This window comes from Kribbella sp. (assembly GCF_035687465.1).
In the GTDB taxonomy this organism is placed as follows: Bacteria; Actinomycetota; Actinomycetes; order Propionibacteriales; family Kribbellaceae; genus Kribbella.
On sequence record NZ_DASRXP010000611.1, the window covers coordinates 1 to 13,235 of the forward strand.

General features: G+C 66.8%; 13 protein-coding genes. 10 read left to right on the forward strand and 3 right to left on the reverse strand.

The annotated features are described in order from the left end of the window. Positions 1-90: 90 nt before the first annotated feature. Positions 91-561 (forward strand): S26 family signal peptidase, encoded by a 471-nt coding sequence (locus VFG33_RS32320; protein ID WP_325056785.1) that lies wholly within the window; start codon positions 91-93, stop codon positions 559-561. After that, positions 558-2,366 (forward strand): ABC transporter ATP-binding protein, encoded by a 1,809-nt coding sequence (locus tag VFG33_RS32325; protein WP_325056786.1) that lies wholly within the window; start codon positions 558-560, stop codon positions 2,364-2,366. Before VFG33_RS32320 ends, VFG33_RS32325 begins: the two co-directional genes overlap by 4 nt. Before the next feature lie 281 nt (positions 2,367-2,647). Here VFG33_RS32325 and VFG33_RS32330 read toward each other — a convergent pair whose 3' ends face one another. After that, positions 2,648-3,238, reverse strand: coding sequence for a TetR/AcrR family transcriptional regulator (locus VFG33_RS32330; protein ID WP_325056787.1), 591 nt, complete (start codon positions 3,236-3,238; stop codon positions 2,648-2,650). 109 nt (positions 3,239-3,347) lie between these two features. On the opposite strand from VFG33_RS32330, the gene VFG33_RS32335 reads away from it, so the two are divergent. From VFG33_RS32335 to VFG33_RS32355, 5 genes are all read left to right on the forward strand, one after another. Continuing rightward, positions 3,348-4,523: a flavin monoamine oxidase family protein gene (locus VFG33_RS32335; protein WP_325056788.1), complete on the forward strand. Its 1,176-nt coding sequence runs from the start codon at positions 3,348-3,350 to the stop codon at positions 4,521-4,523. Between the two features lie 16 nt (positions 4,524-4,539). Continuing rightward, on the forward strand, positions 4,540-5,748 hold the full coding sequence (locus VFG33_RS32340; protein ID WP_325056789.1) for a flavin monoamine oxidase family protein: 1,209 nt from the start codon (positions 4,540-4,542) through the stop codon (positions 5,746-5,748). Between the two features lie 54 nt (positions 5,749-5,802). Continuing rightward, positions 5,803-6,741, forward strand: coding sequence for a GNAT family N-acetyltransferase (locus VFG33_RS32345; RefSeq protein ID WP_325056790.1), 939 nt, complete (start codon positions 5,803-5,805; stop codon positions 6,739-6,741). 259 nt (positions 6,742-7,000) lie between these two features. Continuing rightward, complete coding sequence (locus VFG33_RS32350) at positions 7,001-7,876, forward strand: NmrA/HSCARG family protein (RefSeq protein WP_325056791.1); 876 nt, start codon at positions 7,001-7,003, stop codon at positions 7,874-7,876. 136 nt (positions 7,877-8,012) lie between these two features. Then, positions 8,013-8,501: a DUF1269 domain-containing protein gene (locus VFG33_RS32355; RefSeq protein WP_325056792.1), complete on the forward strand. Its 489-nt coding sequence runs from the start codon at positions 8,013-8,015 to the stop codon at positions 8,499-8,501. A gap of 107 nt (positions 8,502-8,608) precedes the next feature. Here VFG33_RS32355 and VFG33_RS32360 read toward each other — a convergent pair whose 3' ends face one another. Together VFG33_RS32360 and VFG33_RS32365 are read right to left on the reverse strand one after the other, a co-directional pair. Continuing rightward, positions 8,609-9,496 carry a hypothetical protein gene (locus VFG33_RS32360; RefSeq protein ID WP_325056793.1) on the reverse strand — a complete coding sequence of 296 codons (888 nt, stop codon included), beginning with the start codon at positions 9,494-9,496 and terminating at the stop codon, positions 8,609-8,611. Between the two features lie 7 nt (positions 9,497-9,503). Next, a complete protein-coding gene (locus tag VFG33_RS32365) occupies positions 9,504-10,517 on the reverse strand; it encodes a zinc-dependent alcohol dehydrogenase (protein ID WP_325056794.1) in 1,014 nt (337 codons plus the stop codon). A 130-nt stretch (positions 10,518-10,647) separates the two neighbouring features. Here VFG33_RS32365 and VFG33_RS32370 point away from each other — a divergent pair, with 130 nt between their 5' ends. From VFG33_RS32370 to VFG33_RS32380, 3 genes are all read left to right on the forward strand, one after another. Next, positions 10,648-11,535: a TIGR03620 family F420-dependent LLM class oxidoreductase gene (locus VFG33_RS32370; protein ID WP_325056795.1), complete on the forward strand. Its 888-nt coding sequence runs from the start codon at positions 10,648-10,650 to the stop codon at positions 11,533-11,535. Between the two features lie 11 nt (positions 11,536-11,546). Continuing rightward, positions 11,547-13,043, forward strand: a complete 1,497-nt coding sequence (locus VFG33_RS32375; RefSeq protein WP_325056796.1) for a CocE/NonD family hydrolase — start codon at positions 11,547-11,549, stop codon at positions 13,041-13,043. After that, a partial coding sequence (locus tag VFG33_RS32380) for a TetR/AcrR family transcriptional regulator (RefSeq protein ID WP_325056797.1) occupies positions 13,044-13,235 on the forward strand: 192 nt, incomplete at its 3' end.

Genomic DNA, 13,235 nt, shown 5'->3' on the forward strand with positions numbered 1-13,235 from the left:
GCGGCCGGCAAGATCACCGCGAGTGCCCTCGAGTTCACCACGCTGCCAGTTCCCACGCCGGCCTGACCGGACCTCGGCGGAGATCTCGCGGTGTTGTTAAGAGTCGTCATCGCTGCCGTCGTCGCGACCGCGTCCCTCGTACTGTTCGTGCGGACGCGACGGCTGGTGGTGGTTGACGTACAGGGCGCGAGCATGGAACCGACCCTGTACGACGGCGACCGGGTCCTGGTCCGACGCGCTCCGCTGACTGCGGTCCGAACCGGTGACCTGGTCGTTGTTGCCCGCCCGCAGTCGCCCGAGTTCGCGGCGGCGGGGACCTGGGTGATCAAGCGCGTGGCTGCGATGGCAGGCGAGCAGATACCGCCAGTCATCCGGCACAGTTGGGCCGAGAACGGTATCGACGATGCGGGTTCGTTGGTGCCGGAGGGACGGCTGCTGCTGCTTGGGGACAATCCGACCCGCAGCGGGGACTCCCGGCACTGGGGCTTCACCACAGGAGATGCGGTACTCGGCGTGGTCACCAGGTCAATGCGTCCACGTGCCCGGGGTCGAACCAGATGACGACGAAGGCCCGGCGTACGGTGCGAGGGTTGGCGCCCGCGGTGGCGCTGGCCTTTCGGGAGGCACCCGCGCAGCTCGGGCTGCTGGGTGGGATCGCGCTGATCGGGGCGGTGCTCCCGGTCGCGGTCACCTGGCTGACCAAGCTGGTCATCGACTCGGTGACCGGCGGCACCGCGATCGACGGACTGCTTCCGATGGCGATCGCCCTTGCTGTGCTCGGCGCCTTGACCGCGACGCTTCCGCAAATCACGCAGTACTTCTCTGCCGAAGCGCAGCGGCGCATCAGCCGCGCGGCCAAGGACCGGCTGTATCAGGCGGTCAACCGATTCCCTGGACTCGGCCGGTTCGAGGATCCGCAGTTCCTCAACCAGTTGCGTCTTGCCGAAGCGGCCGATAGTGCTCCGGCGCAGTTGACCATCGCAACAATGCAATTGGTCAGGAACGTGATTACAGCGCTCGGCCTGTTCGGTTCGCTGTTTGTCATCACCCCGCTCTTCGCCGGCATCGTCCTGGTCGCCGCGCTGCCGACCCTGCTTGCCGAACTCGCGTTGGCAAAACGCCGGGTGAATACCACCATGCGGTTGAGCCCGGACGAACGCCGCGAGCTCTTCTACCAGATGCTGCTGTCCGATGAGCGTGCCAGTAAAGAGATCCGGCTGTTCGGCACCGGCGACTTTCTGCGCGGCAGGATGATGCGCACGATGTCGGGCATTCACGCCGCCCGGCGTGCGCTCGACCGCCGCGAACTGTTCGTCCAAAGTGGACTCGAGCTCTTCGCCGCTGCCGTCGCCGGTACGGGTCTGGTCTGGGCGATTCTCGCGGCAGGTCGCGGTGAGCTGACCGCGGGCGACATTGCCCTGTTCATCGCTGCGGTCGCGGGTGTGCAGATCGCGGTAGCCGGCATCATGTCGTTGCTGGCGCAGACGAACGAACAGCTGATGATCTTCGACCACTACACCGTCGTACTCGGCGCTCCGCCAGAGATGCCCGTTGCGGAGCATCCGGTCGCGACTCCGGAACTACGCCGCGGGATCGTCCTCGAAGATGTCTGGTTCCGCTACGACGATGGCCTGCCGTGGGTGCTACGAGGCGTGACGGTCACCATTCCGTACGGCATGGCCGTCGGTCTGGTCGGAAGGAACGGCGCGGGCAAATCCACCGTCGTCAAACTCCTGTGCCGAATGTACGACCCGACCAAGGGCAGGATCACCTGGGATGGGGTCGACCTGCGCGATCTCGATCCGGCCCGGCTACGGGACAGGGTCGGCGCGGTGTTCCAGGACTTCATGTCCTATGACCTCACCGCGGAGGAGAACATCGCGCTCGGGGACCTCACCGCGTTGGAGGATCCAGATCGGATCACTGCGGCTGCCATCCAGGCGGACATCCACGATGTCGTCGAGAAGCTTCCGAACGGCTACCGCACCATGCTCAGCCGGATGTTCGCCGATGACGACGGGTCGGACGGGACCGGAGTCCTTCTTTCCGGCGGTCAGTGGCAGCGGTTGGCGCTGGCCCGGGCCTTCCTCCGCGCCGACGCAGACCTGTTGATCCTCGATGAGCCGAACGCGGGCCTTGATCCGGAGGCCGAAGCCGAGCTGCATGCCAGGATCAGCACCTTGCGCGCGGGAAGCACCTCGGTACTGATCTCGCACCGCCTCGGTACTTTGCGCGATGCCGACCTGATCGTCGTCCTGGACGACGGAGCTGTCACGGAGACCGGCACCCACACGTCATTGCTCGCCGGCGGTGGCACCTACGCCCGCCTGTTCACCATGCAGGCGAAGGGCTACCAGAGCGAGTAAGAACGCTCAAGGCGAGCGGTCGCTGAGGGGACGCGCTGTCTACGCGAATAAGCAGGGGTGCCGACGACCTAGGCCGGAGGCAGCGGCTTCCACGGCTACGGGACGATCATGGGCAGCTCGCCGGACGGCAGCAGGACCTCGAGCTCTCGCTGACCTACGGGGACTCCGAAATCGATCTCGCGCAGCCGTACAACGAGGCGGACCAGACGCTCACCAACAAGGTGATCTGCAGCAGGCAGGTCGGGTAACTAGCAGTCCAGCTGGTCGGTTGGCGACCGTGACTAGGGCCGCGGTGGGTCTGCGATGTCGAGGACGGCCATGATGGCCGGCGCGGCCCGGGTCAAGGTCAAGAGGTCGCGCTCCAGTTGCCGGAGCCTGTCGGAGTCGGGGCCGTCCTCTGTTTCGCCCAGTCCGGCGCCTTCGGTGGCTGCGCTGATCAGTAGCGCCATCCTGGGGTGCAATCCGTCCTCGGCCAGGTCCTTGTGCCAGCGGGATTCGAGTTCTTCGATGTACCGGCGTATCGCGGGCTGGAGGGCGAGCTGAGCCAGGAGGAGCTGGTCGCTCGCCTCTTCCGACGGCTCTATCCCGGCGAATGACGCTCGGATGTAGGCGCGGGCAAGGCGGCCAGGAGCGGTGTCATCCTTCGACAAGGCCTCCTTCACCGAGGCCTCGAAAGCGGTGTACAGGTTCTCCACCAGCGCGAGCATCAACTGCTCCCGCGTCTGGAAGTGGTGCATCAGCCCGCCCTTGGACACCTTGGCTTCCTGCGCGATCGCGTCGAGCGACACGCTCGGCCCCGCTCGGCGGACCGCGTCCGCCGCCGCGTGGAGGATTCGCGCCTTCGTCCGTTCGGCATCTCTGATCTTTCCCATCTCGACCTCCTGCGTCTCAGCTCATGTTACCAACCGACCAGACGGTCTGTTACGGTGGGCGGCGCGAAGCGGTCACAGGGAAGATCCTCTGAGAAAGGTCTGAAGCGAAATGGAACTCAAGCGCCAAGTGGTCACGCGTCGGGGCGTCCTCCTAGGTGCCGCTACCCTCGCGGCCGGCACTCTCGCCGCGTGCTCGACGGGAGCACCTCGGAAGAACGATGGCGACCATGAGTTCGATGTCGTCGTTGTCGGCGCGGGTGCCACCGGCCTGAGCGCCGCCAGGGACCTGGCCGATGCCGGGAAGAAGGTCATGGTCGTCGAGGCCCGGGATCGGATCGGCGGCCGCATGTTCACCGATCGGACGTCGATGCCCGTCCCGATCGAGCTCGGGTGTGAGTTCATCCACGGGGCGAATGCCTCGACCTGGGAACTGGTCCGCAAGTACAACCTGAAGACCCACTTCGCGGGCACCCACATCTCCCGCACCCAACTGGGCGGCCGATGGGAGACGACCGACCAGGCCGGCGTCCCACCGGAGTACAAGAACTTCCAGGTCGTCGGCGGCTACAACCAGATCCTCCTCCCGCTCGCCGAAAACCTCCCGCTGCAGCTCAAGACGGTGGTGAAGCGCGTGGAGCACTCGACTTCCGGAATCGTCGTCCAGGCCGAGCAGCAGGGGCGTGCCGTCACCTATCGGTCGCGCTACCTGGTGATGACCGTGCCCGCCGCAGTACTGGCCGCCGGCGCCATCGAGTTCTCCCCGGCCCTGCCAACGGAGAAGGTCGAGGCCATCAAAGCCGCGCCTCAGCCGGACACGTCGAAGGTGCTCATGCAGTTCGATCACCCCGTGCTTCCAGGTGATGCCGATTGGATCCGCGAGGCGGGTATGTCGGACTTGACGTACATGTGGCGGTCCTCGCCGGGGCTACCCGAGTTCAAGGGGCAGGTTGTCGGTACGGCGGCGGACGTGGGCGAGGCCACTCGCATGCTGGCCATGCCCGCCGAACGCCGTTATGCGGAATTCCTCGACCTGATCCGGGGAGTAGTCGGTGACCCCAAGCTCGTACCCGTCAAGGTCGTCGAGCACGAATGGGCCAAAGACCCCTTCGCCCTCGCGCCCATGACAGACACGGAAGAAATGGACGAGCAGATCCCCGAAGTGATCTACCGCCCGGACAACGACAGCCTGTACTGGGCCGGTGTCGTCACCGACCAGGTCGACTACTCCCGTGAATCCGGCCGGGAGGTCGCCGCCGAACTGATCAAGCGACTCGCCTCGAAGTAGAGAAAGGACAAGCACAATGGAGCACAGCCTCCCCCGGGTAGGCCGCCTCGGCCTGGTCGCCGTTGTCGCCGCGGAAGCAGTCGCGAGCGCCCGCGCCGCGCTCGCACCCGCTGAGCCGCAGAACACTCCACTCGCAGGGTCGTGGAAGCCAAACCTCGCCGGTGGGTTGGACCGCGACCTCGACGTGATCGTGATCGGCGCGGGCGTCGCCGGACTGAGCGCGGCCCGGGACCTGATGGACGCCGGAAGGAACGTCATCGTCCTCGAAGCCCGCGACCGCATCGGCGGGCGCCTGTGGACCCAGACGGGCGCCTTGTCGGCCCCGGTCGAACTCGGCGCCCAGTTCATCCACGGGAGGAACGCCTCGACCTGGGAGCTGGTCCGCCGGCAGGGGCTGCGAACGCACACCCACAGCAACACCTTCTCCCGCACCCGCGTGGGCGGCCCGTGGAAGCGGAAGAACCGCAAGTTTCCCTACAACTTCCAGGTCGTCGGCGGCTATCAGAAGATCCTGGCCCCCCTTGCCCACAACTTGTCCATCCAGCTCAACACGGCGGTGCATCGAGTAGAGCACTCCCGCGGACACGTCATCGTCCACGCCGAGTACGAAGGACATCAGGTCACGTACGACGCAGACGCCGCGGTGCTAGCGCTGCCGGTCGCCGTACTGAACGCCGACACCGTCGAGTTCTCCCCGGCGCTGCCGAAGGAGAAGGTCGAGGCCTTCAGCGCCGTGCCGCAGGTCGCGATCTCCAAACTCATCATGGAGTTCGACCGGCCGGTGTTCCCCGACGATGCTGATCACGTCATCGAAGCAGGCCAGAAGCTGTGGTTGATGAACGGGGCCATGGGGAACCCCCGCTACTCGGGGAGGATCATCGTCGCCGGAGCCGAGGGCGCCGAAGCCGAGCGCATGCTGACCCTGCCCGCGGAACAGCGCCATCGTGAGTACCTCGAGGTGATCCGCGGCATCGCGGGCGACCGCAGCCTCACACCGACCAACGTCGCGGAACATCTGTGGGCCGAAGACCCTTTCGCCCGCGCCGCCTTCTCCGACTCCTGGAACGTGCGTGGCGTCCGGAAGATCTATCAACCGGTCTACGACACCCTGTTCTGGGCCGGCGTCGTCACCGACCAGGTCGACTTCTCCCACGACAGCGGCAGGCAGGCAGCCGCCCAACTACTCAGCCGACGATCTCCGCATGCCCTCCTTCAAGAGGCGTGATGAGCGTGGTGAATCCGGAAGCGGTGCGTCCGGGATGGGTTCTAGCATCTGGCTATGGATCACGAGTTCACCGGTGAGGTCATCGAGTGGCGTGGCCCGGCGCCGTACTACTTCGTCGCCGTGCCGGAGGAGGAGAGTGGCGCGCTGCGGGGCTCGGCCTCGGGTGCGGGGTACGGGTGGGGGATGGTTCCGATCAGGGCTCAGATCGGGAGCACCGAGTGGAAGACGTCGCTGTGGCCGAAGGACGGTGGCTACCTGCTCCCGTTGAAGGACGCCGTGCGCAAGCCCGAAGGACTGGATGCAGGCGACGCGGTGGACGTTCGACTCAGGTTCGAAGCGCTGCCCCGCAAGCAGAAGCCGCTGGCCAAGCGGGTGCCCGTTCCTCGGCCGACGGGCTCGCGGGATCCTGTCACCGCCGAGCAGCTCACGATCGTTCCGGCGAACCAGGCGGCTTGGGAGGATCTGCAGGCGGTCTTCGGCTCCGCCGGCGACACCGCACGGTGCTGGTGCCAGCGGTTCCGGATGCTGCCCAAGGAGTCCTGGGCGTCTGAAGGTCCCGAAGAGCTCGCCGCCCGGCTCCGCGACCAGGCCAGCTGCGGAAACCGAAAAGCGCGGTCGACGAGCGGTCTGGTCGCGTATCTCGATGGCGAGCCCGTCGGCTGGTGCGCCGTCGCGCCGCGGGCGGACCACCCGAGGCTGCTGCGCGACTACCGCGTCCCGTGGCTGGGTCGCAACGAGGACAAGGCCGACACCACCGTCTGGTCCGTGACCTGCTTCGTCACCCGTGTCGGCTACCGGCGCAGGGGAGTCAGCCGCGCACTCGCCCGTGCAGCCGTCGGGTTCGCCCGTGAATCAGGTGCCGGTGCTGTGGAGGGCTACCCGGACTTCGTGGACGGCGGGTCCGTCGGCACTCTTGCCATGTTCGCCGACGCCGGGTTCGCCGAGGTAAGCCGGCCGGGCAATCGCCGGGCAGTCATGCGCATCGACTTCTGAGCTCTCTCGGATTCGCTGCGAAACAACGAGTTTGCAGGTCGCTTCCTTGATCACCGCGCCAAGTTGCCGGCCCAGGCCCGCTGAACACCGCCAACACCGACATCCGCCGGGAGATCCTGAGGTCCCACGATCACCGGATTCCGGTGATGCCGTCTCACCTGACGGCATCGGACCATCTAGCTGAGTGATGACCCGTCCCGTACGACTGCTTCACCAGCGGTTAACTGCCCGGCAGCATCCGGCAACGGAGGGAAGACCTGTGACCACCATCGGCACGACGTCGCGGAGGCCGATCGCGGTGGTCGGTGCGACCGGCCTCCAGGGCGGGGCCACGGCCCGCGCACTTCTGGGCGCCAACGTTCCGGTGCGGGCGTTGGCACGCCGCACCGACTCCGACGCGGCGCGCGCCCTGACTGAGCTCGGCGCCGATCTCGTCGCGGCTGACCTCGACGATCCCGAAGGCCTTCGCGCGGCCTTCACCGGCGTGGACGGAGTCTTTGCCATGACCACACCCGGACCTGACCAACGGACCGACCTCGAGGTGACGCACGGGCAAGCGATCGCCGACGCGGCAGCTGCAGCCGGCGTCCCGCACGTGGTCTACAGCTCGGTCGGCGGAGCGGAGCGCCACACCGGGATTCCCCATTTCGACAGCAAACGCGAGGTGGAGGAGTACCTCGTCGCGCGTGGCCTGTCGACCACCTTCGTACGGCCGGTGTTCTTCGTGGACAACTTCGCACAGTTCATGACACCGACCATGGAGGACGGCACGCTGATGGTGCGGATACCCCTGCCGCCCGGAATCCCTCTACAGATGATCACCGCCGAGGACGTCGGTGCCGTCGCCGCGGCTGCGGCGCTGGACCCCGACCGCGTCCCCGGGGGGTCGATCGAAATCGCTGGCGACGAACTGACAGGCGAGCAGATCGCCGAGGCCTACCAGCACCGCTACGACGTCCCCGCACGGTACGAGCCTCTGCCGATCGAAGTGCTCGGTGACGACGCAGACCAGCGAGCGATGTTCGAATGGCTCACCCACCTGCCGGCATACCAGGCCGATTTTGCCGCCACTAAGGCGTTGGCACCGCGAACGAAGACCTTAGGACAGTGGTTATCGACCCGACCCGATCTGTGAAGCACCCGGCCGGCGCAGAGCCCGAGGCCAACTCAGATTCATCCCGGCGGGGTGACGTTGCCATGCCTTCTGACGCACAGGATGGAGGCAGTGCGAGCCAAGGGCGGGCGGATTGATCGAAGGCGAGGAGAGCGACATGGCCGCGTTTACGGTGTGGAAGTTCGATGGTCCGGATGAGGCTGGGGTCGCCGCTTCGGTCCTCAAGGACTGCGAGCGGGAAGGAATGGTGAAGATCCTCGACCACGCGGTCGTCTCGTGGCCGCAAGGCGCCTCGCAGCCGACCACCAAGCAGGGCCACGAAGAGAACTGGCGTGGGACCGGGTGGGGAGCTTTCTGGGGGATCCTGCTCGGGGCCCTCTTCTTCGTGCCGGTGATCGGCGGGGTAGCCGGGGCCGCGATCGGTGCGATCAGCAAGATGACACAGGATGCAGGCATCACCAAGGACCAACTGGAGAAGATCCGCACCGAGGTGACACCAGGAACCTCGGCCCTGTTCGTGGTCACCGAGCACGGCGATCTCGACCGCGTAGGCGAACGTTTCCACGGCATGCACAGCAAGCTCATCGCCACGAACCTCACCGATGCCGAGCGCCAGGTGCTGCTGGAGACCTTCAGCGGCAAGTGAAACCGGTGGAGGGGTGCCCGCTCACGCCAGGAATCGACACACACCCCTGGAGGTCGTACGGACGCTGCCCTCGGCCGACAAGCTGCTCGGCCGAGGGCAGAGGACGTTCAGCTGACCTTGAGCTGGTCTGTGCCGTGGCCGATGTGGGCGGTGAGGAGGCCTGCGGATGTCACTTCCGCGTACTCCGCGGTGTGGTACCTGAAGATGCTGCCGGACGCTGGGCCCTTCTTCGCCTCGACTGTCCATCGCAACTCGTGGAAGAAGTACCAGTCGTCGAAGTGCTTGGTGATGATCTCGATGCTGAGGACGGAGTACTGGGCGTAGAAGTCCTGGAGGTACGCCCTCAGGTCCTCGTTGGTGTGCAGGTTGACCAGGGTGCCGGTCTGCGCGACGTAGTCGCGGACGCCTGTCTGGATGTCGGGGTGAGCCTTCTCGACGATCGAGTCGACGTCGCCCTTGCGGTACGCGTCGAGAAGCGACTCATGCAGTTCCGCTACTGCGAAGCGGTCGGCCCACCGCCCGTTGGCCGGGTCCCCTTCCATCCTGTCCTGCTGCGTCCCGGTCCAGAACAGCTCGCCGGTGATGCCCTCGGACCCCATCGTCGGGAAGAGCACGATGACCGGTCCGTCGGCCTCCGCGCCACTCAGCTTGTCCCGCGCGCGTCCCAGTCCGCTGACGAAGGTGTACCAGGAGGCGTTGATCTCAAGGAGGGGGCGGAGTCCGACCACGGCGGTGTACCGGTGCATGTTGCGGTAGCTGCGCTCGATGTCCTCGATCGTCGTGACGATGCGCTGGTTCGGAATCTCCTTCCCCTCTTGCCTTTCGGGAAGGACGGTGTACGCGTAGGGACCGCTCGGAGCCAGCGTCGCCAGGATGTCGTCGACGATGTCGACGTACTCCGCGTGGATGTGCCTCCACGCGGTCGCAGCGCTTTGCACCTGCAGGTCTGAGGTGGTGAGCAGTTCCTCGACCTTGACCCGGTCTTTCATCTTCATCCCGCTTTCAGTCGAAGGTGATGACGACCTTGTCGGTGGCCTCTGGAGTGCCCGCGAGTTCCAGGCCGCGCTTCACGTCGGCGGCGGGAACCAGGTCGCTGATGATGTTGGCGTACTTGTCCTGGTGCTCGATGATCGCGTCGGTGACCTCGAAGATCTCCGTCGGATATCCCATCGCCAGGCGGATGTCGACCTCCGTCGGGAGAATCGCCAGGAAGTCCACAGGTACTGGCTTCTTGTGCACGGCGATGATGGTCAGGACGCCGCGATGCTTCACCGCCTCCAGTGCGGTCGCGATGACGGCGGGGACGCCGGCGGCGTCGATGTAGACGTCGGTCGCCGGCTTGACCGCCCCGAGGAAATCGGCGGCCTCGCCATGGAGTTCCTTCAGCCGCGAGATGACGTCTTCCTCCGCGGAATTGATGACGGCGTCCGCACCGACCCGAAGTGCCTTCTCCAGGCGGTTGGCCACGATGTCCACGACCACGACGTGCTCGGCGCCCTTGGCCTTCAGGCCGATCGCGGCGCCCAGTCCGACCGGACCGGCTCCGAAGACGACCGCCCGGGTGCCCTTTCCCGCGCCGGACCGGTTGACACCGTGATAAGCCACGGCCATCGGTTCGTTGAGCGCGGCGACGTGCCACGGCAGGCTGTCAGGGATGACGCGGAAGTGCACTCCAGCCTCGGCGTTCCTCAGGACGAGAACCTCGGACAGGCCGCCCTGGGCGCCGCCGTTGCCGATGATGCCGTCGGAGGCCGCCATGGGATTGACCACGACATGGTCGCCGACCTGTACGCCGGACACCTCGGAGCCGACCGCGATCACCTCGCCGGCGGCCTCGTGGCCAAGCGGGGTCGCCCCCTCGCGGGGAGCGATTCCTCCCCAGTGGATGTAACTGGTGTCCGACCCGCAGATACCGCAGGCTCTGACCCGCACCGTGACGTCGGCGCGGCCGGCCTGTGGCTCCTCGATCTCGACGACCTCGACCGTTCCCGGGGCGGTCACCATGACGGTTCTCATCTGGCATCTCCTGAGTCGTTTGGTTCTTCGGCAGCTCCACTCTAGCCACTTTGTGGCAGTCACTGCCATTTGGGCGTGCAGCGACAGAAAGAGGTAAGGTGGTGGGCACCACCCTGTCTGGAGGAGAAACATGAGCACGATCGACGGAATGGATCTCGGGCGCTTCGGGATCTGGACGTTCGACCTCGAGTTCCAGCCGGCCAGCCTGGCGCGGGAGTCCGTGCAGGAACTCGAAGAGCTCGGCTGGTCGGCGTTCTGGTTCCCGGAGGGCGCCGGGCGCGAGGCGATGACCCAGGCCGGGTTCCTGCTCTCTTCTACCGAACGCATGACCATCGTCAACGGCATCGCGAAGATCGGGGCCCGCGAGCCGCGGTGGACCCAGGGCGCGGCGGTGCTCCTGGCCGACGCCTACCCGGGCCGCCACCTGCTGGGTCTCGGTGTCGGGGATCCGCGAACGAAGCCGCTCCAGGCGATGGGGGACTACCTCGATGCCCTGGATGCGACGGTCAGCGCCAATCCCCAGCCCGGTACGCCGGTGCGCCGCCTGCTCGCGGCGTACGGGCCGAAGATGCTCGAGTTGGCCCGCGACCGGTCCGACGGCGCGCACACCTATCACGTGACCGTGGGGCACACGGTGCAGGCGCGGGAAGTGCTGGGCGCCAAGCCTTTCCTCGGCGTCGAGCAGGCGGTGCTGTTCGAGACCGACGCGGACGTGGCGCGCTCGATCGCGCGCGAGCACCTGCACATGTACTTCACCCAGAAGTACAACATCGCCAAGTTCCTGCGCCTGGGCTATACCGAGGCGGACATCGACGGCGGCCGCGGCAGTGACCGGCTCGTCGACGACCTCGTCATCTGGGGCGACCTCGACACCGTCGTCGGCAAACTGCACGGCCACCTCGACGCCGGCGCCGACCACGTCGCCATCCAGGTCCTCGGCACCGAGCTGGGCAGCACGGCCATGCCGCACTGGCGACGGCTTGCGGAGGCGCTGCTTCCCGAGCGAACCGCCGTCTGACTGGAAAGCTCATGGCACAACCGTTGACCCCCGCCGAACAGATGGCGCGATTCCTCGAGCAGAGCGGCCCTGTCTCGCACGCACCGTCCACCTCGGCCACCGATCCGTTCTTCTCCTACGATCGCCCGGAAACCCACGGGGTGCACGTCGAGCAGGTTCGAGTCCCGATGCGCGATGGCAGTCAGCTCACCGGTGAGCTGCATCGACCTGCGGGCACGGACGGCCTGCCGACGCCCGGCCGGTTCCCGGGCCTCGTCTACGAGTTCAACGGGTACGACGCGGTGCCGCTCTTCGCTGCCGGTGCGCGGCACTTCGTGACCCGCGGCTACAACGTCGTGGTCTGCAATGTCCGGGGGACCGGAGGTTCGGACGGTGTCATCGACCCGTTCGGCCCGCAGGAACAATCCGACAACTTCGACCTCGTCGAATGGCTGGCCGCTCAGCCGTGCTCCACCGGCAGGATCGGCCAGCTGGGGGTGAGTTATGGCGGGCACAACACCCTGCTGTCCGCGGTCAACCAGCCGCCGCACCTGACCGCGGTGATCGCCGCCCAGGCGTTCAGCGACTGGTACGACAACACCATCTATCACGGCGGGATCCCCAACGCGCAGATCCGGGAGTGGCAGCGCAACACGGCCCCCAGCACGCTCGAAACCTATCCGCAGCATCCGCTCTTCGACGACTACTGGCGAGAGCGCAGCGTGAAGGCTCGCTGGGACCGGCTTCGCATCCCGGTGCTCGACGTCGGCGGCTGGGTCGATCACTACCGCGCCGGCATGGTCGAAAACTTCCGCGCGCGCCAGGGGAACGTGTGGATGGTCGCCGGGCCATGGGAGCACGGCATGGTGCCCGGCCAGTTCGAGGACATCGGCGCGGCCGCCTACCTGGCCTGGTTCGATCACTGGCTGTCCGAGCTGCCCGGTTTGTTGCCTGAGGCAAAGGTAACCTCCTACGAGATGCCGGCGGAAGGCTGGCGGCAGTACTCCACTTGGCCGCCCGCCGAGTCGCGGACAGTGAGCCTCAGCCTGGCTGCCGACGGGGAACTCCAGGCCGGCACCGAGACGCCGTCCAGCACTGGTGCCTTCGAGGCAGGCGACGGACAGCTGAGTTTCCAGACCAGGCTGCTGGACGCGGACCAGGTAATCACGGGCGGGATCGAGGCCACGGTACGAGCGTCGTTCACCGCCGATGACGGCAATCTCGCCGTGGCGCTGGAAGACCTCGCACCGGACGGCACCGCGACGCGCCTCACCAACGGCTGGTTGCGTGCCAGTCATCGGGAGGGCAACGAAGCCCTTGCCCCAGTGGACCCTGGCACCGATTACCGCTTGGAGATCACGCTGTGGCCCGCCCACCACCGGGTGCGCGCCGGCCATCGGCTCAGGGTCACGGTGTCCAGCCGCGACTACCCACTCATCGACAACGATGCCCCGGACGGCACGGTGACCGTATGGCTGGGCGCCAACGGTTCTGCCCTTCGCTACCATGCGCTGTCAGGGGAGGTGTAGATGCCCAGCGATCAGAAGGCGCGAGTCTCGTCGACGACCACGCGGACCGGACGGCCGCCGCTCACCGAACGGCGTAAGACGGAGACCCGCTTGGAGGTCGCGCGTGCGGCGGTAGGGCTGTTCCTCGCCAAGGGTGTCGCGGGCACTTCCGCTGACGAGATCGCCGAGGCGGCCGGCATCTCGTCCCGCACG